Origin of the sequence: Prochlorococcus marinus XMU1402 (genome assembly GCF_017696205.1) — a bacterium.
Taxonomy (GTDB): domain Bacteria; phylum Cyanobacteriota; class Cyanobacteriia; order PCC-6307; family Cyanobiaceae; genus Prochlorococcus_A; species Prochlorococcus_A marinus_AC.
The window spans coordinates 171,963-198,592 of sequence record NZ_JAAORD010000001.1; the positions used below are offsets into that span (position 1 = coordinate 171,963).

Sequence of the window (26,630 nt, forward strand, 5' to 3'; positions counted from 1 at the left end):
TGAATGTAGTTTATAAATTGAGTTACATTTTTTACTTTATTGCATCATTTTTAGTTATTTTCAATAAGTAATGAAAAATGATTTAAACTTAACAGATTTTTTAAAAGATGTATTTTCCTCTTTCGATAAGAAAGTTGAAAATTCTGGATTAGTAAGTATTTGTGTTGAGATTCCTTGTATTGATTTATTTCAAGTTTATGAATTGTTAATAAATAAATATCCGTTTTCTTCATTTTGGGAGGAATCTGATGGCATTTCATATATAGCTTTCGAGAAGTGTAAATATGTTACCTTGGATGGCCCAAAAAGATTTGAGGTAGCAAAAGAGTTTAATTCTGAGAATTTTAAAAATTTAATTAACTTAACTAATGAATCGCATAATTCTGCACTTTCAAAAATTATTTATTTATTTTCTTTCTCTGAAAATTTGAATAATAAGAATTTACCTTCAGATATCCCTAGTTTGGAAGCCATTTTGCCAAAAATATTAATTACTAAAAGTGGCAAGAATTGCTGGTTAAGAATCAATGGTCATGTTGAAGGTAAATCATCATTAAGAACATTAATTGAAGAAATATGGACAATTAGAAATCAAGTTATTAATTCTGGCTCAGAATTAATAAAATCATCTAGCTTAAAAACTAGTTTTGATTCCCCTTTTATTGATGATTTCTCAAGCTCCTTAGAAAATTCTAAAACAAACATGAAAAAAGTAGTAAATAGAGGAATTCAATTAGTAGAGAAAGATATCCTCGAAAAGATAGTTTTAGCGAATAGGATTAAAATAAGACTTAAAAATAAATTAGATTTAGTAGAAATTTTAAAAAGATTTAAAAAGAAGCAACCAAATACATGTAGATACGTTTGGAAAAGGAATAGTAAGGATATTTTATTTGGAGCATCCCCAGAAAAATTATTTTCTTTCTCTAAACCTTATTTAACTTTAGAGGCTCTTGCTGGAACTATATCTACTAATTCAAATTTTAAGAAACTCCTAAAAAGTGCTAAAGACTTAAAGGAACATAATTATGTAATACAACATTTGATTAAATCTTTAGAAGTTTCAAAAATAACAAACTTTAAAAAAAGTGATATCAAGGTAAATTCATTTGGAGATATTTCTCATTTGCAAACACTCATTTTCTCTAAAGTTGAAAATATTTGTCCTTTTGAATTGCTTAAAAACTTACATCCATCTCCAGCTGTGTGTGGATACCCAAAAAATGCAGCATTGGATTGGATAAACACTCTTGAGTCTTTCCCTAGAGGAAATTATGCTTCTCCAATGGGTTGGGTGGATTCATCAGGCAATGCTTCATTTCTTTTGACAATAAGAGGCGCAAGATGTATTGAAGAAAATATTGAATTTACTGCAGGTTCAGGTATAGTTTCTGGCTCCGTTTTAGAGAAAGAAATAGATGAGATTAAATTAAAATTTGAATCTATAGTAAAACAGATATTTTGCGCTAAAAATCCTAGATAATTTCTACTAATTTTTCAATAACTTCCTCTGAAACATTTTTATTGGATAAATTTTCTATTTCTCTTAAACCTGTTGGACTGGTTACATTAATCTCGCTAAGCATTCCATTTATTACATCAATACCTACAAAAAATAAACCCTCATCTTTGAAGTGTTGAGATAATTCTGAGCAGATACTTTTTTCTTTTTCTGTTAATAATGTGGGTTCAGCCTTGCCTCCCATAGCTAAATTACTCCTAAAATCGCCTCCTTGAGGAATCCTATTTATTGATCCAATTGCTTCTCCGTTTACGATAATTATTCTTTTATCACCCTCTATGACTTCAGGAATAAATTTTTGCATCATAACGGGTAATTCTTCTTGAGAAGTGATTAATTCAATGATTGATTTAATTCCTGGAGAATTTTTATTTATCCTTATAACACCTTGACCACCTTTTCCTCCAAGAGGTTTTATGACTACTTCATTATTTATATTTGCAAAATTAATAAGATCTTTTACCTTACTCGCAACTATTGTAGGTGCCATTAAGTGGCTGTATCTTAAAGCACCTAGCTTTTCATTCCACGCTCTTAACGATGAGGGTTTATTAATTACTTTTACTCCTTTTCTTTCGGCAACTTCTAAAAGATGGGTTGCATATAAATAAGCCTCATTTACAGGAGGATCTTTTCTCATCCAAATGCAATTAAATTCGGCGAGAGGTATGCAATCATTCTCTTTGAAAGAAATCCACGGAATTACTTCAACTTTTACGGAAGATGCCCATACTTCATCACCTCTAGCTTCCAGGTCTTGAGGAGTACAACTCCAGATTTCAATATTTTTTTTTGATGATGCTTGCATTAAAGCAGCAGTTGAATCTTTTAAGGGATTTATATTTTTAATTGGATCTATTACGAATAGAAATTTCATAAGATCTAGCTTAATAATGCTTCTAATTTATTTTCATTTTCTAATGCGTAGAGATCATCGCAGCCTCCGATACCCTCATTATCTATAAATATTTGTGGTAATGTTCTTCTACCATCAGCTCTTTCAATCATCAATGCTCTGGCATCTTCGTCGCCATCTATTTTATATTCTGTAAAATTTACATTTTTTTTCTTGAGTAGTGATTTTGCTCGAATACAGAATGGGCAATATTGCCAAGTATAAATTTCAACTTTGGACATTTTTTTAAAATAATACTTAGTTTATACTATTAAACAAAAGTGCTTGTTAGATTATAAATAACGATTAAATTCTATTTTGATAGATATTACAGATTTCAAAAAAGATCTTTCGGAACTAACAGAGCGCCTGGGTAATGCTCAGGATTGTCTTTGACGTTCCAAGATTAAAAGCGAAAAGGAAAGAGTTAGAGCAAATTTCTGCTCAGCCTGAATTTTGGGAAAATCAAGAAGAAGCTAAAAAGCAAATGTTAATCCTTGATGATGTTAAGGCTCAACTCGAATTATTGGATAAATGGAAAACTTTTATTTCTGATGCTAATGCCTCTCTTGAGCTTTATTCTCTAGAACCCGAAGAGGAAATGATTTTAGAATCGCAGCTGGGATTAAAGAAATTAAGAGATAATTTGGATAAATGGGAATTTGAAAGATTGTTATGTGGTGAATACGATAAGGAAGGAGCAGTAGTTTCTATTAACGCAGGTGCGGGTGGAACAGATGCGCAGGATTGGGTAGAGATATTATTAAGAATGTACTCAAGATGGGCCGATAATAATCAAATGAGCCTTGTCATTAATGAATTATCTCAAGGAGAAGAAGCAGGTATTAAAAGTGTAACGTTCGAAATTGATGGAAAATATGCATATGGCTATCTGCAACATGAAAAAGGAACTCATAGATTAGTAAGAATTTCTCCTTTCAATGCCAATGGCAAAAGACAAACCAGCTTTGCTGGGGTAGAGGTTATGCCAAAATTAGATGATAATATTTCACTTGATATACCTGAAAAAGATTTAGAAATCACAACAAGTAGATCCGGTGGAGCTGGAGGACAAAATGTTAATAAAGTAGAAACAGCAGTGAGAATTGTTCATTTGCCTTCAGGGATTTCAGTAAGATGTACTCAAGAAAGATCTCAATTACAAAATAAAGAAAAAGCTATGTTACTTTTAAAGTCTAAACTATTAGTGATTGCTAAAGAACAACGAGCTGCTGAAGTAGCTGATATTAAAGGTGATATTGTGGAAGCTGCATGGGGCAATCAAATAAGAAATTATGTTTTCCATCCCTATCAAATGGTAAAAGATCTTAGGACTATGCAGGAGACTAACGAGTTAGATAGTGTTTTAGATGGTGGACTTGAACCATTTATTCATGAATTATTACGAATCAACATTTCTTCTAATGAATCTCTTGAATAACTAATGGAAAATAAAAACGAAATTTTAGAAAAAAAAGTTTCTCCTCCAAGCTTTATAAAGCTTGCTATGAGAAATATGGTAAGGAAAGGCTCAAAAAGTATTTCTCATTTTTCAATAACCTTTCTAGTTTTAATTGGGATATTAATACTTGTGGCCACAATAGGTAAGCCCAATATTCCAGTTTAAGAATATATGAAAGAAAAAATTATTTCTGAAATAAATTTAGATTTGGTTTTTCAATGTAATGATTTCTCTCAATTGTCAAATAAGTTAAAAGATACTAAAACTCATCTTATTTTTGAATCTATTTTTTGGGAGAAAGTTTTTTTATCTTGGATAAATACTATATTAAAAAAAGAGGATTATGAATTACCAAATTATATTTTTGAAAAAAAATCTTTTTCATTAGGCTTACAGATAATATCTAATCAAGAAATTGCTTCTTTGAATAAGAAATGGATGCAAAAAAATGGTCCAACTGATGTTCTATCTTTTCCAATTATTTCTGATGAATCTCTAAATAATTTAGATCATATAGAGTTGGGAGATATTTTTATATCATTAGAGATGGCACTTGAGCAATCTTATGAATATAAACATTCAATCTATAGAGAGATGATCTGGTTGGCTAGTCATGGATTTTTACATCTTTTGGGATGGGAACATAATAATGACCATGATTTAGAAAATATGTTAAATTTCCAAGAATATTTAATTACTCGATTAGATTAAAAATCAATGGGAAAAAAAATAAACTATTTAGAAAATAGAAAAGAATCATACAAAACTTCTAGTAATGTATTCATAAGTTTTAAGTATGCTTTCAGTGGTATTAGTTATGTATTAAAAACTTCAAGAAATTTTAAAATTCAATTAATTTTTGCAGTTATAAGTTTAATAATTGGTTTTTTACTCAAAATTAGTCTAAGTAATTATGTTATTTTGATTGCAACAATAATGTCTGTTTTAATATTAGAAATATTGAACACATCTATTGAATCAATCGTTGATTTAGTAGTGAAAAAAGAATTTAGTATTTTGGCTAAAATTTCAAAAGATACTTCTGCAGGAGCAGTATTATTAGCTTCCATTAATTCTGTTATTATTGCTGTATATATCTTTGTTCCTAAAATAAAGTTGTTATTTTAAATCCATATAAATATGTTTCTTGTTATTGATAATTACGATAGTTTTACTTATAACCTTGTTCAATATTTAGGAGAACTTTCAGTTGAGCATGAAATAACTAAAGAATTAATAGTTAAAAGAAATGATGAAATTACTCTAGAAGAAATTATCAAACTAAATCCTGATGGAATTCTCTTATCTCCAGGTCCAGGTAATCCAGATCAATCTGGAATTTGTCTGCCAATTCTAAAAAAATTATCTAAAAATATTCCGACCTTGGGAGTTTGTTTAGGTCATCAAGCTTTGGCCCAAGCTTTTGGAGGTAAAGTTATAGTTGGGAAAGAACTCATGCATGGTAAGACATCCAAAATTTTTCATAATCAAAAAGGATTGTTTAAAGATATCGAGACTCCATTTGTGGCTACTAGATACCATAGTCTTATTGTCGATTCAAGTTCTTTACCATCTTGTTTCGATATAACTGCGACTTTAGAAGACTCAACTATTATGGCTATCTCTCATAAAGAATATAAACATTTACATGGGGTGCAGTTCCATCCTGAAAGTGTGTTGACGCAATTTGGTCATAAATTAATTAGTAATTTTCTAAAAATGGCTGAACAAAAGTAAAATAAAAAAAAATTAATATTATGATTTCTCAAATTAAAAACTTTTTATTTTTGATATTAGTTAGCTCTTTTTTACCTAACTCATTATTGGCAAGGAATTTAGGAATAAAAAGTTTGGGACATAGTAGTTTTTTAATTAATAGTGCAGAAAAATCTATTCTTATAAATCCCTTTAAAGCAATAGGTTGTGCGAGTAATTTAAAGGAGCCAAAAGACGTTAAAGTAGATTTTATTTTGGCTAGTTCTAGGCTTGCTGATGAAGGATATAATCCTAATGATAAATTAATGTTTGTTGAGCCAGGAATCTATCAATTTGAGGATATTTTATTAAATGGAATTTCTGTACCACATGACAGAGTAGATGGAAGAAGATTTGGGATGGCAACTGTTTGGAGTTGGGAGCAGAATGATCTTAAAATTGTTCATATGGGAGGAGCTGCTGGTGATATTGATATAAATAGTCAAATTATTTTGTCTCGTCCAGATATATTATTTATTTCAATTGGAGGAGGAATAAAATCTTACAATGGTAAAGAAGCCTCAAAAATAGTTAAGATCTTAAAACCTAAAATAGTTATTCCTGTTCACTTTGAACGTGGCAAACAAATTAATAAAGAATGTGATTTCTCAAATGCTGATTTATTTATCGAAAATATGAAAGATTTTAAAGTAAAATATGTTGGAAAAGATTTTCAAATAAAACCTAAAAGAATCGATCAAAATACAATTTATATTTTCAGTAATTAGTTTTTTAAATCTAAGTTCTTGTAATTGTCCCAGAAAAAAATCATTTGTTCTTTAGTTCCAATACTAACCCGTATTGAATTACTGATATCTTTTTTGTTTCCCATACTTCTAATAAGAATACCTTTTTCTCTCATCTGTTGTATTAGGATTTTTGGATCTTTTTTTGGCCAAATTAAGAAATAATTACCCCCACTAAAGTGAGTTCTGATTTTTGTTGGTTTAAATTTATTTAAAATCCATTCCCTCGCCTTTTTTACTTCTAAAACATAATTATCAATATATGATTTGTCTTTAAGTGCTGCTAATGCAGCTGTTATAGCAAAGCTGTTTACATCATATGGTCCTGTAACTTTATTAATGTACTGAATTAAACTTTTATTGCCAAAAGTAAAACCTATTCTTAAACCAGCTAGACCTGCAGTTTTTGAAAGAGATTGGATTATTATTATATTTTTATTCTTTTCAAAATCTATCGATTCAAGAAGACTATCTCCATTAAATTTTTCATATAGTTCATCAACAACTATTAATGAATCGTTATTGATATTGGCTAAATTAATTATTTCATGAGAGCTTAGAACAGTTCCTGTTGGATTATTTGGATTGCAAATAAATATTAACTTTGGATTATGCTTTATTATTTTTTCCCTAAATTCTTCGATGGGGAATAGAAAATTTTCTCCAATGTAAGAACAACTTATTTTTTTCATTCCTCGGATTTCTGCACAAGGAGAATAGTAACCAAAAGTTGGATTTGTGGTTAGAAATATCTGATCTTTTTCTCCAAAGCAATTGAAAATTGCATTTATTGCTGCATCTGCTCCATTGAAAATTCCGATTTCATCATTACCAAATTTTCTTGAATCAAGATATTTATCACATAAAAATTTTTTTAAAAAATTATATTCTGGATAAATTGATATCTCATCTAATTTTATCGCTTGTAATGCCTCTAAAACCTTAGGACTTGGACCTAAAGTATTTTCATTAAAGTCTAAGCGGAGTAAATTTCTTCTATTTTCTAAAGGTGCAGAGTAAGATTGCATATTTATTATTTCTTCTCTTGGTTTTGGGAAAAGATTATTTAATGGATCAAAATCATTCATTACATTCTTTCTAAAGTTTCAATTCCTAAAAGCTCTAAGCTTAATTTTAGTGTTTTTGCAGTTAGGTCACATAAATTAAGCCTAGAGATTTTTATATTTTTTTCTTCTTTGAGGATTGGAACTTGATCATAGAATCTATTAAAAGTCTGACATAGCTCGAACAGATAATTGCATAATCTATTTGGCATTAAGTCTTTTTCAATAGAAATTATGACTTCATCGAACCTAAGTAATTTTCTGATAAGTTTCCACTCAGATTTATGTTCATAATTTACGTACTGAAAATCTTTAGATTCATAAACAAAATCATTTTTTCTTTTAATTCCTAAAATTCTTACAAGTGTATATAACAAATAAGGAGCAGTATTACCATTCAGGGAAAGCATTTTATCAAAACTAAATTGATAATTAGTAATCCTATTTTGACTTAAATCTGCATACTTAACAGCTCCTAATCCAATAATTCTTGAAGTATTTGCAATAAACTCTTCGGTCTCATAACGATCTTCATCTTCTAATCTTTTCAATAAATCTTCTTTTGCTCTTCTAACTGCTTCATTTAATAAATCTTTTAGTCGTACTGTTTCACCTTCTCTTGTCTTTAGTTTTTTGCCATCAACTCCTTGAACTAACCCAAAAGGGACATGGTCAACTTGACAGTTTTCCGGGATCCATTTTGCTTTTTTTGCAACTTGAAAAACTCCAGCAAAATGATTTGCTTGTCCATGATCAGTTACATAAATAATTCTTGAAGCATTATCCCCATTAGGCGCTTTATTGAATCTGTATCTTATAGCCGCAAGATCAGTGGTGGCATAATTAAAACCGCCATCTTTTTTTTGAACAATTAGCGGTAAAGGGTTGCCTTCTTTATTAGTCATCCCATCTAAAAATACACATTTAGCTCCTTGATCTTCTATGAGTATTTTTTTAAACTTCAAATCCTCAATAACTGACTTTAAAAATGGATTATAAAAAGATTCACCTCTTTCTTTTATTTTTATTTTTAAATTTTTATAGATTTCATCAAATTCCTTTCTCGATTGATCACATAACAATTTCCAGGCTTGGATCGATTTACTATCTCCACTTTGTAACTTTACTACTTCCTCCCTAGATCTTTTTTGGAATTCAGATTCATTATCAAATCTTTTTTTTGATGCTTTATAAAAATCAACTAAATCACTTATCTTGATCTTGCCTATTTCTTCTAGATCATTTGAATATAAATCTTTTAGCTGAGTAATAAGCATTCCAAATTGTGTTCCCCAATCACCAACATGATTGAGTCTTAATACTTCATAACCTCTTAACTCGAAGATTCTAGATATTGAGTCACCTATTATTGTTGATCTTAAATGCCCTACATGCATTTCTTTAGCAATATTAGGACTAGAAAAATCTACAATAACTTTATTAGACAAACCACTATCTAAATCTTTTTTAATTAGAGGTATGCCAGCTCTATGGCATTCAATATTTAATTTGATTTCATTTATTAGAACTTCATCTTTTAATTTTATATTTATAAATCCAGGTCCTGCTATTTCAAGACTCTTGCATAATTTTGATATACTTTTATTTCTATTTAATAGATTAACAAAATCATCATAGATCTCTCTTGGTCTCTTTTTATATATTTTAGATAAACTTAGACAAACATTACATTGATAATCACCAAACTCTTCTTTTGATGATTGTGTAACTAAATTTTTTCTAAGATTGTCGAATTCTCCTTTTTTATCATTTTTTTCAAGACTATCTAAAAGAGTTTGTTCAAATTGTTTTGTTAATTCTTTAAAAATGATTAGCATTAATTATTCAATTATTTATCTGTATAGTTAATTAATATAACGCATACTTAAATCAATCCAATTACTTTTGGTAATTGAAGAACTTGTTGAAATTAAATCAATACCCTTTATTAGATATTTACTAATTTCTTTAGGATTAATACCAGAAACTTCTATGATCAAATTTTTATTGACTTCTTTTTTTAAGCTATTTATTGATAAATCTCTTAATTCTTGAATGTTCTTTTTGATTATTTCAGGACTAAGTTCATCCAGTAAGACACTATCTGCTCCTGCTAATACTGCTTCTTTTGCCTGTTCAATATTCTCAGCCTCAATTATGATATGAGTCGTAAAAGGCGAATTTAGTCTAATTTTTTTTACTGCATTATTAAGATTATCTGTCCATGCAATGTGATTTTCTTTTATCATAGCTGCATCATATAATCCCATTCTATGATTAAGTCCACCTCCGCATTTGAATGCATATTTTTCAAATATTCTTAATCCAGGAGTAGTTTTCCTGGTATCTGTTAATTTTATATTTGTACCTTCTAACTTATTTACAAGATTCTTAGTATATGTTGATATTCCAGATAAATGCATTGCTATATTTAAGCCTATTCTTTCACTAGCAAGCAAACTTTTTGAAGGTCCATATATTTCCAGGATTTTTTGATCTTTAACAAATTGATCTCCATCAGAGATATTAAATTTTGGGATGATTTTTAAATCAATTTTTTTAAAAATTTCTTTTATAATTTCGACACCACAAAATATACCATCTTCTTTTGCAATCCAATATGCATTACCATTCTCTTCTGTAATAGAAGGACTTGTAAGATCTCCCCTTCCTATATCTTCATCGATCCAATTATCAATGATCTTACTTATTGTTGGAGTATTTAAATCCACTTAACTAAAAAATAATTAATTAATAAAAATTCAACTGAAGTTAGAGAATCAACTATATATCACTATGTAATTTAACTCAAATTTATTTTCCAATACAAAACTTAGAAAAAATATTATCTAGAAGTTCCTCTGTTAATTCTTGACCAGTTATTTTAGATAAGTTTTGAATTCCATCTCTCAGTTCTATTGATAACAAATCAAATGGCAATTTATTTTTAATTATTTCATCAGTATCATTTAAATTAGATAGGCAAGCAGACAAATTTGTTAGATGTCTTTCATTTAAAAATATATTGATATTTTCTACTTGTTTTAATCCGCATTTTTTTATGATTGTGTCGATTAATAATCTTTCACCATCATTATTCTTAATGCTCATAAGAATTGTGTTTTTTAACTCATTTGAATTAATATTTTTGCAATCAATTAAATCTTTTTTATTACCTAAAATAGTAATTAATTTTTCTTTGGGTATTTCTTGTATTATTTTTTTGTCTTCTTCATTAAATCCTTCTTCAAGACTGTAAATATAAATAATAAAATCTGACTCTTTAATTTTCCTAAAACTTTTTTTAATTCCAATACTTTCAATTTGTTCATAAGTTTCTCTTATGCCAGCGGTATCAATTATTTTCATTGGAATATCATTAATAGTTAAATTAACTTCAATAACATCTCTTGTAGTTCCAGGAATATTAGTTACGATTGCCTTCTCTTTTTTTGCAAGCAAATTTAGTAGAGAGCTTTTACCAACATTTGTTTTGCCTATAAGCGCTATGGATATTCCATTATGAATATATGAATTTCTTTTTGCATTTTCTATAAGTAATTCTATTTTTTCTTTTACTTTTTTAATGTTTTTAAGATATTTGGTGTAATCAAAATCTGTGAAGTCTTCTTCAAAATCAACTCTAGCTTCTATTTCGCAAAGTTGATTTATAAGGTCATTTTTAATATCATCAATTTTTTTCTTTATTTCTCCTTGAACCCCGCTAAAAGCTAACTCTGCGGATCTGGTATTGCTTGCATTAATTAATTGATTAATCGATTCGGCTTGAGTAAGGTCTATTTTTCCATTAAGAAAAGCTCTTTGACTAAATTCTCCTGGATTTGCAAGTCTAACTCTAGAATTACTAGCTAATAATATTTTTAGAACTTTATTAACTAGGATAATTCCTCCATGGCAATGAAGTTCAACAACATCCTCTCCTGTAAAGCTATTTGGTGATTTCATCACTAAAATTAAAACCTCATCTATAAATTGATTTTGTTTATTTTCATGAATAAAACCATGAAAAACTCTGTGTGATTCCCATGCATATTTAGATTTAGTTTGAACAATCTTTTTGCAAGAATTTATTGAGTCTTTCCCTGATACTCTTATTATCGCAACTCCTCCTTTCCCTATACTTATAGCTGAAGCAATTGCGGCTATCGTATCTTCTGTAGTAACTATCGAATCCATCTCTCGCTTTGTTATGGATAATTAAGTAAGATTATCAAGAATTTTAAATTTTTCTTTCTGAATGAGATTTAAAAGAGATATCAGCTATAAGAAAATTCTATCATTATTTAGGAATCAGAATGGAAGTCCTTTCTTTAATGCTAAAGGTTTAGCTATAGGGGTATTTAGTGGCTGCTTTCCTTTTTTTGGGTTTCAGACTTTAATAGGGGTATTTTTTGCAAAAATAGCTAAGGGAAATATTGTTCTAGCCGCAATTGGTACTTGGATTAGTAACCCTTTTACTTATATTCCACTTTATTATTTTAACTATAAAGTTGGTTCTATTTTTTTTTATAATTCATCTGATAAAATTCTTGAAAAAAGTTTAGTTATTGATGACTTATGGAAGCAAGGTAGAATTTTTTCCCTCAAAATACTCTTGGGTTCATCATGTGTAGGTATTTTATTAGCTTTGATTTGCGGCAGTATTGCTTTCTTTATCTACAAGATAAAAAGTAAAAGATAGATTAATCTGATTTTAAAATTAACTTTGACCAACTCTTGCAATATCTAAAACATCTGCCATTGATTTAATTTGTTCAATTGTTTTGTGAAGTTGATTATAACTTTCAAGACCTACACAAAGATTTATAATAGCTGGTTTACCATAAGCAGTTTTAACATTGGCATCGCTAACGTTTATACCTTTATCAGATAACCGCATAAGAATATCTTTAAGGACTCCAACTCTATCAATTACTTCTATTCGTAGCTGAATTGGAAACTTATTATCGCCAGTTTTATTATCTTGATTCCAACCAACAGGTAATCTTCTCTCTATTGGAATTGGTATTACATTTTCACAATCTTCCCTATGTATGGTTATCCCATGGTTGCCGAGAGACACAGTTCCGATAATATCCTCGCCTGGAAGTGGGGTACAGCATTTACCTATTCTGTAATCAAGACCTTCTATCCCGGAAATTGGTGATTTAGCTGCTGTCTTAGATTTATTAGTCGATAAATTACTATTACTTTTAAGAGATTTTGCTATTTCATAATCAGAATCATTTTTTACATCATCTGTCTGTAATTTTATTTCTTCTCTTAGTCTGTTTAATACTTGATGCAAAGTTAAACCACCAAAACCAAGAGATGCAAGAAGATCTTCAGTCGTTTTTAAATTACATCGATTTGCAACTTTTTTCATGGCTTCACTAGAAAGTAATGCTTCAAAACCGTTTCGACCTACTTCTTTTTCAAGTAAATCTCTACCTCTTTTAATCGTTTCATCACGATGGCTTTTCTTATACCATTGGCGGATTCTATTTTTAGCAGTTGGCGTAACTACAAAGTTCAGCCAATCCAAGCTTGGAGTAGCATTATTACTTGTCAAAATTTCTATGAAGTCACCATTTTGAAGTGCAGTAGATAATGGAGAAAGCTTTTCATTAATTCTTATTCCATTACAGTGATTCCCAACTTCAGAATGAATTCTGTAGGCGAAATCTATCGCGGTAGATCCTTTCCTTAAACCAACAACGTCTCCTTTTGGAGTGATCACAAATACTTCTTCATCAAATAAATCCTCTTTAATTGAAGCTAAATAATCATTATGATCACCTTCATTACCCTCTTGTTGCCATTCTACTAATTGTCTTAGCCAATTAAATCTCTCAGCATTACTTTTAGCAGGAGAACCACCCTCTTTGTATTGCCAATGAGCGGCAATACCATATTCAGCAATTTGATGCATGGAAGTAGTTCTAATTTGAACTTCAATAGGTCGATGTCTTCCAATCACAGAAGTGTGTAAGGACTGGTATCCATTGGGTTTTGGTAATCCTATATAATCTTTAAATCTTCCTGGAATTGGTTTGAAAGTATCATGAACAACTGCTAAAGCTCTATAACAACTATCTGAATTGCCAACGATAATTCTTAGGGCAGCAACATCATAAATCTCGTGAAAATGCTTTTGCTGTCTTTCCATTTTGCTCCAGATACCATATAGATGTTTTGGCCTTCCTGTTATTTCAAAATTTTTCAAACCTGCAGAAACCAAGTTTTCCTTCATAAGATTCAAAGTTACTTCTAATCTTTTTTCTCTATCACTTCTTTTAACAGCGATTTGATCTTTAAGATCTTGATATTCTTTAGGCTCTAGGAACTTAAAAGCCAAATCTTCTAATTCCCATTTAAATCTGTTTATTCCTAGTCGATTAGCTAATGGTGCGTAAATCTCTCTTGTTTCTTTCGCTATTCTTAGTTTTTTCTCATCATTTAGCCATTCAATTGTTCTCATGTTATGAAGTCGATCTGCAAGTTTTACTAAAACAACTCTGATATCGCTGGCCATAGCCAAAAACATTTTCCTGAGATTTTCAGCTTGTGCTTCAGTCCTGTTGTTAAAGTGAATGCCTCCTAATTTTGTTACTCCTTCTACAAGTATTTTTACTTCCAATCCAAAATTTGTTTCTATTTCGGATAAATCAATGCCAGTATCTTCAACAACATCATGTAAAAGGCCTGCAGCAATAACAGATGAACTAGCACCTATTTCTTTGAGGAGATTTGCAACAGCAACCGGGTGGATTATGTATGGCTCACCACTCGCTCGGAATTGTCCATCATGAGCTTTATAAGCAAGTTTAAAAGCCTTTACTATAAGGTTTTGATTCTCATCATTTTCTTTATTTGATTTTTCAAAATTATGAATATCTTTAAGAAGCCAATCGGGAACTTTTATTTGATAATTCAAAGATTCACTTTCATATTTTTTATTTTCAGGCAAAATAGTTTTGGAAACTTTAATTTCGTTTTTTTCTTTTGAATTTGCAGCTGCCTCGGACATTTTATATTGCTTTAGATGTATTTTATTTAGGTCTAGAAAAATTTGCTATAAATTATGGAAATAAATAAAGAAAAAATTATTGTAGTTAAAAATCTTACTGTTAAATATGGTTTAAAAAAGCAACCTATTATCAAAAATTTTAATTTGGAAATAGATAGTGGAGATCATTTGGCCATAATAGGACCTTCAGGATGTGGAAAGACCACTTTTGCAAAAACATTGGTAAATATATTGCCTGAAAAGGCCACTTCTAAAGGGTATTTATCGATTTCTAATGTAGATCCTAGGAAAATAAATAACAAAGATGCACAATTATTTAGAAGAAAGAATTTTGGATTTATTTATCAAGACTCTATAAAAAAACTTAATCCGCTAATGAGAGTTGGGGATCATTTATATGAATTATTTAAAACTCATGATCAAACGAAATCATCTGTACTTATTAAAAAATTAGTAAAAGAAGTTTTTCAAAAAGTTGGAATTGAAGAAAGTAGACTTAATTCTTTCCCACATCAATTTAGCGGTGGAATGAGACAGAGAGTTTCTATAGCAATGGCACTTGCTTTGAAACCTAAAATATTAATAGCTGATGAACCTACAACAAGCTTAGATACTAAAACAAGTTTCGAAATTATGCAAGAAATAATTCATCTATGTAATGAATTTGATACTACTTTAATTTTAATTAGTCACGATATAAATCTTGCAGCAAAGTGGTGTAAGAAAGTTGCAATAATTGAAAAGGGATCGATTGTTGAAAAAGGGAATATATTAGATATTTTTCAATCACCAAAATCAGATATCGGGAAAAAATTAGTAAATGCTTCAAAAATAGTATTAGAACCAAATATTAAAATTAGTGCTCGAGATGAGGTCGTTCTAGAGGTAAATAACCTAAGACATTGGTATCAATTAAATTCTTCAATTTTCATTAATAAATGGAATAAGGCTTTAAATGAAGTTAGTTTCAAATTATATCAGAATGAGACTCTTGGAATAGTTGGTTCTTCAGGGAGCGGTAAAAGTACATTATGTAGGGCTTTAATTGGACTTCTTAAAGTAAGAGGTGGTGAAATCAAAATTTATGATAAAAATCATGCATCTAAAAAAATTAAATCTTTTAAAAAGAATAATAACGTTCAAATTATTTTTCAAGATCCTTTTTCAAGTTTAAATCCGAAAATGACAATTAAAAATAGTTTGGAAGATATATTTTTTATTCAAAAAATTTCAGACAAAAGAAAAATCGAAAAAGAAATAAAATTAATGTTAAGAAATTTAAATCTTCCCTTAAATAATGATTTTTTGAATTCTTATCCTAGCCAATTATCTGGTGGTCAATTGCAAAGAATTTCATTAGCCAGAGCGCTATTGTTGAAACCAAAAATTTTGATTTGTGATGAGAGCGTAAATATGTTGGATGCTTCAGTAAAAATAGAGATTCTTGAATTACTTAGATTCTTGCAAGAAAAAATGAATTTAACTATTATCTTTATTACTCATGATTTAGGCATTGCTAAAAGATTTTGTGATAGGTTGCTAGTTATGAATCACGGAAAGATAGTTGATGAAGGAGAAAGTTCTACAATATTCACAAAAACTCAAAACACGTATACAAAATCGCTTCTAAATTCCTCTTTAAATCTTATTTAACTCTAAGAACACTTAGTAATTTTTGAAAATCTAATGGTAATTCTGATTCGAATATCATTTCTTCACCATTTATTGGATGTATAAGTCCAAGCTTAATGGCGTGTAAAGCTTGGCCATCTAATTTACATGGTAGTTTTTTACATCTTCCATATAACGGATCTCCCACAATTGGATGATTAATGTGAGCGCAATGAACTCTTATTTGATGCGTTCGCCCTGTATCTAGTTTGAAACTCATTAATGAGTAATTCCCAAATCTTTCTTCTAATTTCCAATAGGTACAGGCATACCTCCCTGAAGTTTCTTCAACTACTTTATATTTCAATCTATTTAATTTATCTCTGCCAATGTGTCCCACTATTTGGCCTTCTTCGGAACCAGGTGCCCCATGAATTACTGCAATATATTCGCGTGATGCTATTTTTTCTTTAATTTGTTTCTGGAGATTTACTAAAGCCTCTTGGCTTTTTGCAACTACCATACATCCGGAGGTATCTTTATCTAGTCTGTGAACGATCCCAGGTCTTAGTTTCCCATTAATTCCAGGTAGATCTTTACAGTGAAAAAGTAATCCATTCACTAAAGTTCCAGATTTGTGTCCAGGGGCTGGATGAACTATCACTCCTGATTGCTTATTGATTACTATGATGTGCTCATCTTCAAAAAGGATATTTAAATCCATTTTTTCAGGTTTCAAATAAATAAGAGGTTCTGGAGGAGGCATCCATATTTGAACATTGTCGCCATTTTTTAATGGGGTTTTTGCTTTCGCGGTCTTATAGTTTACAAGTACTAAACCTGAATTTATAAAATGTTGAATTCTTGCTCTACTTTGTTCTGGCCTTTTACTTACCAACCATCTGTCTAGCCTCATAGGGAGAGGTAGCTCATAAATAATTTCTATAAGCTCACCTTCTCCAATGCCGAAAGAATTTTGATTATTTAATTCCATAGTGGGACTTCTAAAGCAATTTTGCCCAGCATTTGATTTCTATAATCTTCTAATAACTTATGAGACATTCTCCTTTTATTGCCTGATGTATGTTTTGACGCTGCTTCGTCGATCCAAGCAGAAGGACTCTTAAAGCCTTTTGTAATATCAACTCCATATCTATTAGAAATTTGTTTAACTGAGATATTCGCATTCTTATCTTTGTTGAGAGTAGATATAATTTTGATAAATCCAATTGCGACACTCTCTATTTCATAAGCAGCTTCACCAATGTCGTCACAAAGTGCAAGATTAAGTGCTGATTTTTGATCTTCTAAATTTGGAGGTATTACACCAGGAGCATCTAGCAAATCTATACCACTTTCTAATTTTATCCATCTTAAATTACGAGTCACGCCTGCTTTTCTAGCGCTATCTACAACTCTTTTCTTTGCAATTCTATTAATTAGTGCTGACTTTCCTACGTTTGGAAAACCAAGTGTAAGGGCTCTAATTGGCCTAATTCGCATTCCTCTAGAGATTCTTCTATCGTCGATTGACGACCTAGAATCTTTGGCTGACTTACAAATTTCTTTAATACCTATTCCTCTTTTAGCATCACACCAAAGAGGATATTGATCCTTAGCATTAAACCATTTATTCCAACTATTGATTGTATTAGGGGAGATCATGTCTGATCTGTTAATAACAAGAATATGTTTTTTATTATCTATCCATTTATTTAAGTGTGGATGTCCTGTGGACAAAGGAATTCGTGCATCTCTAACTTCTATAACTAAATCTACTTTATTGATAACTTCAGATAATTTCTTTTCTGCTTTTGCAATATGGCCTGGGTACCATTGAATTTTGGGTATGTCCACTTCAATAAATCAGATAAAATTTTGTATTCCTTTTAGTTTTTATAAGTTTCAAAAGTATTTACTTCTAAAGTTTAGTATAAATTGAATGACTAAAAAAAATTTTATAATCGTTAATTCTTAAATTTTATTAAGGCATAGGTAACAGTAACTACTTTTTAACCCAATAGACCCAAATTAACGTTAGGGTCTTATGATTAAAAATAAGCTTGTTTAATGTCAAAATTATCTCTTTCCAGTCTTGATAAGACACATTTAGAAGGAAAAAAAGTTCTTGTAAGAGTAGATTTTAATGTTCCATTAAATGAAGATGGTCAAATAACCGACGATACGCGTATTCGTGCAGCGATCCCAACTATTGAATATCTTATTAATCATTCTGCAAAAGTAATTTTAGCTGCTCATTTTGGTCGACCAAAGGGTCAGGTAAATGAAAAAATGAGATTAACTCCAGTAGCAGCAAGATTAAGTGAATTGTTGGGGCAAAATGTTGCTCTTACTAACAGTTGTATTGGTGATGAAGCAGTTGCACAATCAAATAGCTTATCTAATGGAGATGTTCTTTTACTTGAAAATGTTCGTTTTTTTGGTGAAGAGGAAAAGAATGACCTGGAGTTTGCTAGAAAATTAGCATTACATGCAGATATGTATGTAAATGATGCTTTCGGTGCTGCTCATAGAGCTCATGCTTCAACTCAGGGTGTTACTAATTATTTAAGTCCCTCAGTAGCTGGATTCCTTTTAGAAAAAGAATTGAAATACCTACAAGGAGCGATAGATTCTCCAAATCGTCCATTGGCAGCAATAGTTGGAGGATCAAAGGTTAGTAGCAAAATAGGAGTACTTGATTCTTTACTTGATAAGTGTGACAAAATCATGATTGGTGGAGGTATGATTTTTACCTTTTATAAAGCTAGAGGTTTAGATGTCGGAAAGAGCCTTGTAGAAGAAGATAAACTCGAGCTTGCTAAAGATTTAGAAGCAAAAGCAAAAGCAAAAGGAGTAGAACTATTATTACCCACTGATGTTGTTTTAGCTGATGAATTTTCTCCGGAAGCCAATAGTAAAATATCTCAAATTGATTCAATTAGTGGCAATTGGATGGGTCTCGATATTGGTCCAGATTCCATAAAAGTTTTTCAGAACGCTCTTGCAGAATGCAAGACAATTATTTGGAATGGTCCAATGGGAGTTTTTGAATTTGATAAATTTGCAGACGGTACAAATGCAATAGCTACTACTCTTGCGGACTTAAGTGCTTTTGCTGAAGTTTGTACAATAATTGGTGGTGGAGATTCAGTCGCAGCAGTAGAGAAAGCAGGATTAGCTGAGAAAATGTCTCATATATCTACTGGGGGTGGCGCAAGTTTGGAACTTTTAGAAGGTAAAACCTTACCAGGTGTAGCTGCGTTAAACGACGCCTAGGCTATAACTCATCAACAATATCAATGCTCTTTGTGAAAGTAATTATTCCTTCAGGGTGAGCTATGATTCCTGACCAAATTTGTATCGCTGGTTTTGAAGGTGCTCTTGTTATTTTAAAAATACCTCCAGACGCTAATGGCTCTAATAACATTTCTTGTTCAAAAAATGAATTAACTTGATGAGGTTTTATAGCTCCAGCAATAATCACTTCTTCAAGAGGCTTATTTATAATTATGTCGATATCATATTTTGAACCAGTAAGAACTCTATCAGGAATTTTAAAACTAATATCTATCTTTTTTTTATCGTTTCTTATAGTTGTGAATAAATTTTTGATAATCCCTTCATCTATTTTCCCATTTACAATTGAAAATAAATAATCAAAATTGGATTCGAGTATAAATATTTCTCTATTAACTATTTTTTCTCCAGAAACTTTTATTCGCAAAATATCTTCATTTACAATATTAGATTTTAATCTTTTGATTTTCCATTTGCTGTTAGGGAAATCATTAATAATCTTTGAAAATTGTTTTGGTATATTTTGGCTTTCTTCATTTCTAAAATTTTTTTTAATGAATTCTAAATCTCTTGTATTTAAAGAGTTTTCAAGATTTCTTATAAAATCAACTTTTAAAGTTTCTGTTATTGCTGAATAGGGAATAATAAGATAAACAAATAAGTAGAGAAGAAATCCTATATTTTTGAATAAGTTTAAATTAAACATATTAATCATTGGGTATTTTTATTCTACTAATTTAAGTTTTTATGTCTAAAAAAAATAATTTATTAGTCGCAGCCAGTGGTACAGGGGGGCATATTTTCCCAGCATTAGCAGTTTCTAAAGAGGTGGAAAATGAATGGAATATTCATTGGTTGGGTGTTCGTCAAAGATTAGATGCAAATTTTATTCCTAAAAAATATAATTTGAGGACTTTGAATATAAAGACACCAAGAAAAAATGTTTTTTTGTTTTATCAATATATAAAAATTTTAATGTCAACTTTCCAAATAATTAGGATCTTAAAAGAAAAAAAAATTAACTTAGTTTTTACGACTGGCGGTTATATATCAGCACCTACTATTGTTGCTTCAAAACTTCTCAGGATACCTATCATTATTCATGAATCAAATGTAATTCCTGGAATGGTCACGAAATATTTTGGTTTTTTATGTAACTATGTTCTTTTAGGGTTTAAGAAAACAAATTCTTATTTAAAAAATTGTAAAACTATTTTCACTGGAACACCTTTAAGAGAGGAATTCTATAAATTTAATTTTTTGCCAGAATGGGTTCCAAAAGGCAATGGCCCTCTTTTGATTGTTATGGGAGGTAGTCAAGGAGCAAAAGCCATAAATCAAATTCTTTATGAATCTCTAGAATTTTTAATAAAAAAACAATTTCGGATAGTTCATATTATTGGCGAATCTAATCAACAATCTTTTTATGTAAAAAAATCCAAAAATTATATTCAAAAGAAATTTACTAATGAAATAGCAGCTTTAATTCAAAACTGCGATCTTGTAATATCGAGATCGGGTGCAGGAACAATCAATGAACTAATAGAGGCTGAAAAACCTTCAATTTTAATTCCATATCCAGATTCTAAAAATAATCATCAGGAGAAAAATGCAATGATTCTTGCTGAATTTGGAGGCTCAGTTTTAATCAATCAGAATAAAATTTCTAAAGAAGTTTTTGAAGAAACCCTAGAAAGAATTTTTAAAATAAAATCAAAAAAGGGGAAAAATCATTATGAAATATTAGAACTTATGAAGAAGAACATGGAAAATAATAATAAAATTAAATCTAAAAATGAGATTAAAAAATTTATTAATTATTTTTTAAAGGAATTCTGAATTTCTTTACATAAAAGAGTGTTATTTTTCCTATTCTGCAAACTTATTCTTGCCCACTTTTCGTCAAGAAATCTAAAAGAACTGCATTCTCTAAGCAATATTCCCTTATTTTCTAAGTATTTTATATTTGGGGACAGAGATGTTTTACTTTCTATTAAAAAAAAGTTGGTTGAAGAGTTATGAACTTTAAGGTTCTCTATTTTGGATAATTTTTCAAATACTCTCTTTTTTTCAATATTTATCCAGCTGTGAATCTGTTTTGTCCACTGTTCATAGAATTTCTTATTACTTAGTAGATCAATTCCGGCTTTAATAGCAAATGAATTTAAAGGCCAAGGATCTCTATTTATTTCCCATTGTTTAAGTTTTTTTGATGAGCCAATAACGTAACCTAATCTAAGACCAGGAATATTGAAGATTTTGGTCAAGCTTCTCAAGACTAATAAATTATCAAACCTTTGGGTTAATGGTATTAAAGATTCTTTGTCTCCATCAGGTGTTATCGATAAGAAAGCTTCATCGCAGATAACTAATTTATATTTTTTTACAACTTTCTCCAATGAATTCTTGTCCCATAATTGGCCGGTAGGGTTATGTGGATTTGTTATCCAAATAACATCACCTTTTGGATAAAGCGGAAATGATTGAGGAAAAATATAATTCCAGTTTTTTGGTAATTTGCAATGTATAAAATTGCTATTCCAAAAATTTAAAGATCTTTCATAATCAACAAATGATGGAGAAGGAATACAACTTATTCCAAATTTGGATGCTTCATAACCTGCCCAGGTTATTAGTTCAGAAGCTCCATTCCCAGGCAATATATTTTCTGGATTTATCCCATGAAATTTGCCGATTATTTCTTTCAGATCACTCAAGTTTCTTTCTGGGTAATATCTAAAGCCAAGATTCTCAATTTCCGCATTTATTGAATCTATTAGTATTTGAGGGGGATCAAAGGGTACTAATGATGCACTCGCATCAATGATTTCGGAGGGCAATAAATTTAATTTTTTCGCAATTGCATATACATTGCCACCGTGCTTTAAGTTTGATCCTTGCATGGCTAACGTTGAGTAATCATGAGGTTCAGATTTGTTCATTATTCATTCTCAAATGTTATTCAACCCATTTTAAATCTGATCCAATTGCATCTTTGATATTAGATAATTGATGGTTATTTAGTTGCTTTAAAAGTCCCTCAAGTATATCTGGTACTAATTGTGGACCCTTATATATCCATCCTGTATAAAGTTGAATTAATGATGCTCCAGAACAAATTCTTTCCCAAGCTGACTCAGGACTATCTATTCCACCAACTCCAATTAATATAATCTTTTTATCAATATTATGTATTTGTTTTATTATTTGATTTGCTTTTTTTTGTAGAGGCCTTCCACTTAATCCTCCATTCTCTTGAGAGAGTAATAATCCGGTTTGCCTAATCTTTCTATTTTCAAGACCTAATCTATCAATGCTGGTATTTGTAGCAATTATTCCATCGATTTTTTCCTCGATTATTAATTGGCAAATATCTTCAATATCTTTAAGGCCTAAATCTGGTGCAATTTTTACAAATAATGGTGGACAATTAGGTATGTTTTTAATTTCTCTAAGAAGTTCTTTTAGAAGAATTGGATCTTGTAACTTTCTTAGTCCTTCAGTATTTGGAGAACTAACGTTTATTGCTGCGTAATCACAATATGGAATTAATAATTTTAGAGATGTTAAATAATCATCTTTTGCTTGAGATAAACCTGTAATTTTTGACTTCCCGAAATTTATCCCTAAACAAATATTCTTCCTGTTTTTTTTTAAATCAATACCTTGTTCAAGAAAGTTTTTAACTAGATTTTCAGCACCATTATTATTAAAACCCATTCTATTTAATGCCGCCTCTTCTTCTGCTAATCTAAACAATCTTGGTTTGGGATTACCTTCTTGAGCAAACTTAGTAACTGTTCCAAGTTCAGCAAATCCAAAACCAAAATTTTGCCATATGTTTGCAGCATTTCCATTTTTGTCAAAACCCGCAGCTAAACCAATTGGATTACAAAAATTTATTCCACATATTTTCTGAGTTAACCTTTGGTCAGTTATAGAAAATTCTTCATTTAGATTTTTTAGGATATTTGAAATTAATGGCCAATTATATTTTCTTGAACTGAATGATAGAAGGTTAAGAGATAAATTAGTTAAATATTCTGCATCGATTCCGGAGTCTTTTTTTAATATAGGAGTAACCAAGTTTTTATAAAGATTTTTAAATACCCTCTTTTGTTCATTCATAAAAAATCAGGATTCTTTTTTTCTATTATCCAATATTTTTCACCTTTGGGAATTAATAACCAATTACGCCATTCAAAAGGTAAATATTGTCTTATCTTTAAGTGGTTTTCTTCTCCTAATAAGTTAGTGAGTTCTAGGGAACTTAACAAGTATTTTTTTTCTGCAAATTTTTGAATTAATTCATTTCTTGAAAATAATTCCTGAATTTCTATAGGTGCACTTTTTTCAAAAAAATCTACTGAAGATTCAGACTCTTTTAAGTTACTTTTAAGAGGTATACCTTTGCTATAGTTATTTGCGATTTTATCTACCCTATCATTTTGCTTGTCACCGCTATGGCCTTTAACATATTCCATTACAAGACCATTAATTCTTAATTGATCAATTTTTTGCCATAAATCAAGATTTTGAACTGATTTTCCTGAACTTGTTTTCCATCCATTTCTCTTCCAATTAATAATCCATTTTGTATACCCTTCTATGACATATTTACTATCAGTTCTTAATTTAAAGTTTTCTTTTAATTTATAGGTTTTTAATTTCTCAAGTGTTTTTATAGCTGCAGTGAGTTCCATTCTATTATTAGTAGTATTTTGCTCGGAACCACCTATTTCTAATTCACTTTTGTCATCAAAGATTATTAGGCCACCCCAACCACCTGGACCTGGATTACCACTGCACGCTCCATCTGTTGCAGCTTCAATTGCAATACTATCAATATTCATAATTTTTGAAGCCGATATAAAGTCTATCGGCTTGAAAAAAATATTCTCTTATTTAAGTGTAACTTTACCGCCAGCTTCTTCAATCTCTTTCTTTAAAGATTCAGCATCTGCTTTAGCAATTCCTTCTTTTACTGTTTTTGGTGCAGATTCAACAAGTGCTTTTGCATCGCCAAGACCTAGACCAGTTGCATTTCTTACAACTTTAAGTACTTTGATTTTTGCAGCTGCATCAAAGCTTTCGAGAACTACATCAAATTCAGTTTTTTCTTCAGCAGCGCCACCATCTGCCTCACCGCCAGCTGCTCCTGGAGCTGCCATTACCACCCCTGCAGAAGCTGCAGCAGATACACCAAAAGCCTCTTCAATTTGTTTTACAAGCTCAGATGCTTCTAAAAGGGATAGAGATTTTAATGATTCAAGAATTTCTTCAGTTTTTGCGGACATTTTCTTAAAAGTTAATTAGGTTTTGAATTTAGGATTCTGATTTTTCAGAATGTTGTTTAAGTGATCTAGCAAGTCCAGAAGGTACTTCATTGATAGAGATCGCAATTTTTGTTGCAACGCCATTAAGAGCGCCAGCAATTTTTGCCATCAATACTTCCTTAGATGGAAGACTTGCAATTTCTTTTATTTCAGAATTGCTAAGAAGTCTGCCTTCAAATAAAGCTCCTTTGGTTTCGGATTTTTTGGTGTCTTTTTGAAAAGATTGGATTGCTTTTACAGCACCACCAACATCTTCTTTGATTAAGACAAAAGCATTTGTTCCGGTCAGTAAAGATTCAAGATCGTTCCAATTACTATCTCCATCAATCGCTTTACGCATTAATGAATTTTTAGTAACTTTGCAAATGCCGTTAGTTGTTTGCAATCTAGATCGCAAATCTGACATTTCTTTGATAGTTAAACCTTTATAGTCAAGAACTACAGCCATTTCCGAGTCGTTTAAAAGAGATTTAATCTCAGTAACGATTTGTTGCTTATTCTCTAGTGTTCGGCCCATTGTTTTTTTGGATCGTAATTTAGGGAGAGCAGGAAATGCGGCAAAGTCCTTTTAAAGAGGCCGCTTTTATTAGATCCAAAAAGAAATAATTAAGACGAGTCCTCGGTAGGAATTAAAATTTAGAATTACTAAATTAACCTACTTTCTTTGGCCGTATTATTGCAATTTAAATTATACTACAAAGAGTTAACCTTCAGGTTGGTAATCTTGTATTGCATTTAAATCAACTTGAATTGAAGGTCCCATAGTTGAAGTTACATAAAAAGTTTTCCAATACTTTCCTTTGGCTCCACTTGGTTTATTTTTATCAATTGATTCTTGTAAGGTCTTTAAGTTGTCAAATAGAGCCTCTTTTGAAAAACTTGCTTTTCCAAAGCGGACATGAACAATACCGGCTTTATCTGCTCTAAATTCGAGCTTACCAGCTTTGAATTCTTTTATTGCATTAGCAATATCATTCGTTACTGTCCCAGCTTTAGGATTAGGCATTAAACCTCTAGGTCCTAAAACTCGTCCTAATTTTGCAACCTTTGGCATCATATCTGGAGTTGCAATAAGTAGATCGAACTCCATATTTCCTTTGTTGATACTTTCCACAAGATCTTCTTCGCCAAATAGGTCTGCACCTGCAGACTTGGCTTTCGATACATTCTCACCGCTTGTAATGACTGCAATTTTAATACTTTGACCAGTCCCATGTGGTAATGCAACAGTGGTCCTTAATTGTTGATCAGTATATTTTGGATCAATACCTAGACGTATATGCGCTTCAATAGTTTCATCAAATTTGGCATTAGCATTTTCCTTGATAATACTTAGAGCTTCAAGTGGGGGGTAAATGCGATCTTCTATCTTTGTTGATAGAGCCGCCATTCTTTTTGATAGTTTTTTCATAGTAATTTTGGGTTCAAACGGTTAATAACTAACCTCCCCTAAATAGTGAGCAATTTTGTCTTGAAATCATTCAGTAACAGAGACGCCCATATTACGAGCAGTACCCTCAATTACTTTCATTGCTGATTCAACACTAGAACAGTTTAGATCAGGAAGCTTAGTTTTGGCTATTTCTTCTAGTTGAGCTTTAGTTATATTCCCAACGGAGCCTTTTGCGGACTCACCTGATCCTTTCTCTATACCAGCTGCCTTTGTTATTAAAACGGATGCAGGAGGTGTTTTTGTGATAAAAGTAAAGCTTCTATCTTCAAAAACAGAAATCTCAACTGGAATTACAAAACCAGCTTTATCTTGAGTCCTTGCATTGTATTCTTTACAAAACGCCATGATATTGACACCATGTTGTCCTAAAGCTGGCCCTACAGGAGGGGCTGGATTTGCTTTTCCTGCTTGTAGAGCAAGCTTGATAACTGCAACAATTTTTTTTGCCATTAGATT

General features: G+C 30.6%; 28 protein-coding genes. 11 read left to right on the top strand and 17 right to left on the bottom strand.

All coding sequences use genetic code 11. The features are described 5' to 3' along the window. Positions 1 to 70: 70 nt before the first annotated feature. A complete protein-coding gene (locus HA141_RS00935) occupies positions 71 to 1,483 on the top strand; it encodes a chorismate-binding protein (protein WP_209116309.1) in 1,413 nt (470 codons plus the stop codon). On the opposite strand, the gene gshB is transcribed toward HA141_RS00935, so the two are convergent. Both gshB and grxC read right to left on the bottom strand, forming a co-directional pair. Then, positions 1,476 to 2,399, bottom strand: a complete 924-nt coding sequence (gshB, locus tag HA141_RS00940) for a glutathione synthase (RefSeq protein ID WP_025900231.1) — start codon at positions 2,397 to 2,399, stop codon at positions 1,476 to 1,478. The two genes, HA141_RS00935 and gshB, sit on opposite strands and share 8 nt — an antisense overlap. Before the next feature lie 5 nt (positions 2,400 to 2,404). After that, positions 2,405 to 2,659 (bottom strand): glutaredoxin 3, encoded by a 255-nt coding sequence (gene grxC, locus HA141_RS00945; protein ID WP_209116310.1) that lies wholly within the window; start codon positions 2,657 to 2,659, stop codon positions 2,405 to 2,407. Positions 2,660 to 2,735: 76 nt separating this feature from the next. On the opposite strand from grxC, the gene prfB reads away from it, so the two are divergent. The 6 genes from prfB (at position 2,736) to HA141_RS00975 (ending at position 6,362) form a co-directional block, all read left to right on the top strand. Then, positions 2,736 to 3,858, top strand: a protein-coding gene (prfB, locus tag HA141_RS00950) for a peptide chain release factor 2 (RefSeq protein ID WP_209116311.1) whose coding sequence is annotated in 2 segments (ribosomal slippage) — positions 2,736 to 2,810 and positions 2,812 to 3,858 — 1,122 coding nt in all. Because the reading frame shifts where the segments join, the coding sequence is not laid out codon by codon here. A 3-nt stretch (positions 3,859 to 3,861) separates the two neighbouring features. Continuing rightward, positions 3,862 to 4,044, top strand: coding sequence for a DUF3285 domain-containing protein (locus tag HA141_RS00955; RefSeq protein WP_011817674.1), 183 nt, complete (start codon positions 3,862 to 3,864; stop codon positions 4,042 to 4,044). A 6-nt stretch (positions 4,045 to 4,050) separates the two neighbouring features. After that, complete coding sequence (gene ybeY / locus HA141_RS00960) at positions 4,051 to 4,590, top strand: rRNA maturation RNase YbeY (RefSeq protein WP_209116312.1); 540 nt, start codon at positions 4,051 to 4,053, stop codon at positions 4,588 to 4,590. A gap of 6 nt (positions 4,591 to 4,596) precedes the next feature. Next, positions 4,597 to 5,007, top strand: coding sequence for a diacylglycerol kinase family protein (locus tag HA141_RS00965; protein ID WP_209116313.1), 411 nt, complete (start codon positions 4,597 to 4,599; stop codon positions 5,005 to 5,007). 12 nt (positions 5,008 to 5,019) lie between these two features. Continuing rightward, positions 5,020 to 5,616 (top strand): anthranilate synthase component II, encoded by a 597-nt coding sequence (locus HA141_RS00970; protein WP_032519705.1) that lies wholly within the window; start codon positions 5,020 to 5,022, stop codon positions 5,614 to 5,616. Positions 5,617 to 5,636: 20 nt separating this feature from the next. Further along, positions 5,637 to 6,362 (top strand): MBL fold metallo-hydrolase, encoded by a 726-nt coding sequence (locus HA141_RS00975; RefSeq protein ID WP_209116314.1) that lies wholly within the window; start codon positions 5,637 to 5,639, stop codon positions 6,360 to 6,362. Here HA141_RS00975 and HA141_RS00980 read toward each other — a convergent pair. The 4 genes from HA141_RS00980 to mnmE form a co-directional block, all read right to left on the bottom strand. Beyond that, on the bottom strand, positions 6,359 to 7,468 hold the full coding sequence (locus HA141_RS00980) for a pyridoxal phosphate-dependent aminotransferase (protein WP_209116315.1): 1,110 nt from the start codon (positions 7,466 to 7,468) through the stop codon (positions 6,359 to 6,361). The genes HA141_RS00975 and HA141_RS00980 overlap by 4 nt on opposite strands. Beyond that, on the bottom strand, positions 7,468 to 9,282 hold the full coding sequence (gene argS / locus HA141_RS00985) for an arginine--tRNA ligase (protein WP_209116316.1): 1,815 nt from the start codon (positions 9,280 to 9,282) through the stop codon (positions 7,468 to 7,470). Before argS ends, HA141_RS00980 begins: the two co-directional genes overlap by 1 nt. Positions 9,283 to 9,309: 27 nt before the next feature. After that, the gene (gene nadC, locus HA141_RS00990) at positions 9,310 to 10,176 is read right to left on the bottom strand and encodes a carboxylating nicotinate-nucleotide diphosphorylase (protein ID WP_209116317.1); all 867 of its coding nucleotides are present in this window, start codon (positions 10,174 to 10,176) and stop codon (positions 9,310 to 9,312) included. 82 nt (positions 10,177 to 10,258) lie between these two features. Next, positions 10,259 to 11,641: a tRNA uridine-5-carboxymethylaminomethyl(34) synthesis GTPase MnmE gene (gene mnmE, locus HA141_RS00995; RefSeq protein WP_209116318.1), complete on the bottom strand. Its 1,383-nt coding sequence runs from the start codon at positions 11,639 to 11,641 to the stop codon at positions 10,259 to 10,261. Between the two features lie 61 nt (positions 11,642 to 11,702). Between mnmE and HA141_RS01000 the strand changes: the two genes are divergently transcribed. Further along, a complete protein-coding gene (locus HA141_RS01000; protein ID WP_209116319.1) occupies positions 11,703 to 12,146 on the top strand; it encodes a DUF2062 domain-containing protein in 444 nt (147 codons plus the stop codon). Between the two features lie 18 nt (positions 12,147 to 12,164). Here HA141_RS01000 and HA141_RS01005 read toward each other — a convergent pair whose 3' ends face one another. Further along, positions 12,165 to 14,474, bottom strand: a complete 2,310-nt coding sequence (locus HA141_RS01005) for a RelA/SpoT family protein (protein ID WP_209116320.1) — start codon at positions 14,472 to 14,474, stop codon at positions 12,165 to 12,167. A gap of 54 nt (positions 14,475 to 14,528) precedes the next feature. On the opposite strand from HA141_RS01005, the gene HA141_RS01010 reads away from it, so the two are divergent. Further along, the gene (locus tag HA141_RS01010; protein ID WP_209116321.1) at positions 14,529 to 16,127 is read left to right on the top strand and encodes an ABC transporter ATP-binding protein; all 1,599 of its coding nucleotides are present in this window, start codon (positions 14,529 to 14,531) and stop codon (positions 16,125 to 16,127) included. On the opposite strand, the gene HA141_RS01015 is transcribed toward HA141_RS01010, so the two are convergent. After that, positions 16,120 to 17,079, bottom strand: coding sequence for an RluA family pseudouridine synthase (locus HA141_RS01015; RefSeq protein WP_209116322.1), 960 nt, complete (start codon positions 17,077 to 17,079; stop codon positions 16,120 to 16,122). The genes HA141_RS01010 and HA141_RS01015 overlap by 8 nt on opposite strands. Next, the gene (gene ylqF, locus HA141_RS01020; RefSeq protein ID WP_209116323.1) at positions 17,070 to 17,942 is read right to left on the bottom strand and encodes a ribosome biogenesis GTPase YlqF; all 873 of its coding nucleotides are present in this window, start codon (positions 17,940 to 17,942) and stop codon (positions 17,070 to 17,072) included. Before ylqF ends, HA141_RS01015 begins: the two co-directional genes overlap by 10 nt. Before the next feature lie 213 nt (positions 17,943 to 18,155). Between ylqF and HA141_RS01025 the strand changes: the two genes are divergently transcribed. Continuing rightward, complete coding sequence (locus HA141_RS01025) at positions 18,156 to 19,364, top strand: phosphoglycerate kinase (RefSeq protein WP_209116324.1); 1,209 nt, start codon at positions 18,156 to 18,158, stop codon at positions 19,362 to 19,364. 1 nt (position 19,365) lies between these two features. Here HA141_RS01025 and HA141_RS01030 read toward each other — a convergent pair whose 3' ends face one another. Further along, positions 19,366 to 20,091 (bottom strand): hypothetical protein, encoded by a 726-nt coding sequence (locus tag HA141_RS01030; protein ID WP_209116325.1) that lies wholly within the window; start codon positions 20,089 to 20,091, stop codon positions 19,366 to 19,368. Between the two features lie 41 nt (positions 20,092 to 20,132). Here HA141_RS01030 and murG point away from each other — a divergent pair, with 41 nt between their 5' ends. After that, positions 20,133 to 21,224, top strand: a complete 1,092-nt coding sequence (gene murG / locus HA141_RS01035; RefSeq protein WP_209116326.1) for an undecaprenyldiphospho-muramoylpentapeptide beta-N-acetylglucosaminyltransferase — start codon at positions 20,133 to 20,135, stop codon at positions 21,222 to 21,224. On the opposite strand, the gene HA141_RS01040 is transcribed toward murG, so the two are convergent. From HA141_RS01040 to rplK, 7 genes are all read right to left on the bottom strand, one after another. Next, entirely contained in the window at positions 21,203 to 22,327 is a 1,125-nt protein-coding gene (locus HA141_RS01040; RefSeq protein WP_209116327.1) for a pyridoxal phosphate-dependent aminotransferase, read from the bottom strand. The genes murG and HA141_RS01040 overlap by 22 nt on opposite strands. Positions 22,328 to 22,343: 16 nt before the next feature. Beyond that, positions 22,344 to 23,513: a quinone-dependent dihydroorotate dehydrogenase gene (locus HA141_RS01045; RefSeq protein WP_209116328.1), complete on the bottom strand. Its 1,170-nt coding sequence runs from the start codon at positions 23,511 to 23,513 to the stop codon at positions 22,344 to 22,346. Further along, entirely contained in the window at positions 23,510 to 24,238 is a 729-nt protein-coding gene (gene rnhA / locus HA141_RS01050; protein WP_209116329.1) for a ribonuclease HI, read from the bottom strand. The genes HA141_RS01045 and rnhA overlap by 4 nt, the downstream gene beginning before the upstream one ends. 48 nt (positions 24,239 to 24,286) lie before the next feature. Next, positions 24,287 to 24,682, bottom strand: a complete 396-nt coding sequence (gene rplL / locus HA141_RS01055; RefSeq protein ID WP_209116330.1) for a 50S ribosomal protein L7/L12 — start codon at positions 24,680 to 24,682, stop codon at positions 24,287 to 24,289. Positions 24,683 to 24,710: 28 nt separating this feature from the next. Then, positions 24,711 to 25,238 (bottom strand): 50S ribosomal protein L10, encoded by a 528-nt coding sequence (rplJ, locus tag HA141_RS01060; protein WP_025925885.1) that lies wholly within the window; start codon positions 25,236 to 25,238, stop codon positions 24,711 to 24,713. Positions 25,239 to 25,424: 186 nt separating this feature from the next. Then, positions 25,425 to 26,132, bottom strand: a complete 708-nt coding sequence (gene rplA, locus HA141_RS01065; protein WP_209116331.1) for a 50S ribosomal protein L1 — start codon at positions 26,130 to 26,132, stop codon at positions 25,425 to 25,427. 66 nt (positions 26,133 to 26,198) lie between these two features. Further along, on the bottom strand, positions 26,199 to 26,624 hold the full coding sequence (gene rplK, locus HA141_RS01070; protein WP_209116332.1) for a 50S ribosomal protein L11: 426 nt from the start codon (positions 26,622 to 26,624) through the stop codon (positions 26,199 to 26,201). Positions 26,625 to 26,630 lie beyond the last annotated feature (6 nt).

Coding starts and splice junctions, on each gene's coding strand:
- HA141_RS00935 (WP_209116309.1), top strand. CDS start 71: ATGAAAAATGATTTAAACTTAACAGATTTTTTAAAAGATGTATTTTCC.
- gshB (WP_025900231.1), bottom strand. CDS start 2,399: ATGAAATTTCTATTCGTAATAGATCCAATTAAAAATATAAATCCCTTA.
- grxC (WP_209116310.1), bottom strand. CDS start 2,659: ATGTCCAAAGTTGAAATTTATACTTGGCAATATTGCCCATTCTGTATT.
- HA141_RS00955 (WP_011817674.1), top strand. CDS start 3,862: ATGGAAAATAAAAACGAAATTTTAGAAAAAAAAGTTTCTCCTCCAAGC.
- ybeY (WP_209116312.1), top strand. CDS start 4,051: ATGAAAGAAAAAATTATTTCTGAAATAAATTTAGATTTGGTTTTTCAA.
- HA141_RS00965 (WP_209116313.1), top strand. CDS start 4,597: ATGGGAAAAAAAATAAACTATTTAGAAAATAGAAAAGAATCATACAAA.
- HA141_RS00970 (WP_032519705.1), top strand. CDS start 5,020: ATGTTTCTTGTTATTGATAATTACGATAGTTTTACTTATAACCTTGTT.
- HA141_RS00975 (WP_209116314.1), top strand. CDS start 5,637: ATGATTTCTCAAATTAAAAACTTTTTATTTTTGATATTAGTTAGCTCT.
- HA141_RS00980 (WP_209116315.1), bottom strand. CDS start 7,468: ATGAATGATTTTGATCCATTAAATAATCTTTTCCCAAAACCAAGAGAA.
- argS (WP_209116316.1), bottom strand. CDS start 9,282: ATGCTAATCATTTTTAAAGAATTAACAAAACAATTTGAACAAACTCTT.
- mnmE (WP_209116318.1), bottom strand. CDS start 11,641: ATGGATTCGATAGTTACTACAGAAGATACGATAGCCGCAATTGCTTCA.
- HA141_RS01000 (WP_209116319.1), top strand. CDS start 11,703: ATGAGATTTAAAAGAGATATCAGCTATAAGAAAATTCTATCATTATTT.
- HA141_RS01005 (WP_209116320.1), bottom strand. CDS start 14,474: ATGTCCGAGGCAGCTGCAAATTCAAAAGAAAAAAACGAAATTAAAGTT.
- HA141_RS01010 (WP_209116321.1), top strand. CDS start 14,529: ATGGAAATAAATAAAGAAAAAATTATTGTAGTTAAAAATCTTACTGTT.
- HA141_RS01015 (WP_209116322.1), bottom strand. CDS start 17,079: ATGGAATTAAATAATCAAAATTCTTTCGGCATTGGAGAAGGTGAGCTT.
- HA141_RS01025 (WP_209116324.1), top strand. CDS start 18,156: ATGTCAAAATTATCTCTTTCCAGTCTTGATAAGACACATTTAGAAGGA.
- HA141_RS01030 (WP_209116325.1), bottom strand. CDS start 20,091: ATGTTTAATTTAAACTTATTCAAAAATATAGGATTTCTTCTCTACTTA.
- murG (WP_209116326.1), top strand. CDS start 20,133: ATGTCTAAAAAAAATAATTTATTAGTCGCAGCCAGTGGTACAGGGGGG.
- HA141_RS01040 (WP_209116327.1), bottom strand. CDS start 22,327: ATGAACAAATCTGAACCTCATGATTACTCAACGTTAGCCATGCAAGGA.
- HA141_RS01045 (WP_209116328.1), bottom strand. CDS start 23,513: ATGAATGAACAAAAGAGGGTATTTAAAAATCTTTATAAAAACTTGGTT.
- rnhA (WP_209116329.1), bottom strand. CDS start 24,238: ATGAATATTGATAGTATTGCAATTGAAGCTGCAACAGATGGAGCGTGC.
- rplL (WP_209116330.1), bottom strand. CDS start 24,682: ATGTCCGCAAAAACTGAAGAAATTCTTGAATCATTAAAATCTCTATCC.
- rplJ (WP_025925885.1), bottom strand. CDS start 25,238: ATGGGCCGAACACTAGAGAATAAGCAACAAATCGTTACTGAGATTAAA.
- rplA (WP_209116331.1), bottom strand. CDS start 26,132: ATGAAAAAACTATCAAAAAGAATGGCGGCTCTATCAACAAAGATAGAA.
- rplK (WP_209116332.1), bottom strand. CDS start 26,624: ATGGCAAAAAAAATTGTTGCAGTTATCAAGCTTGCTCTACAAGCAGGA.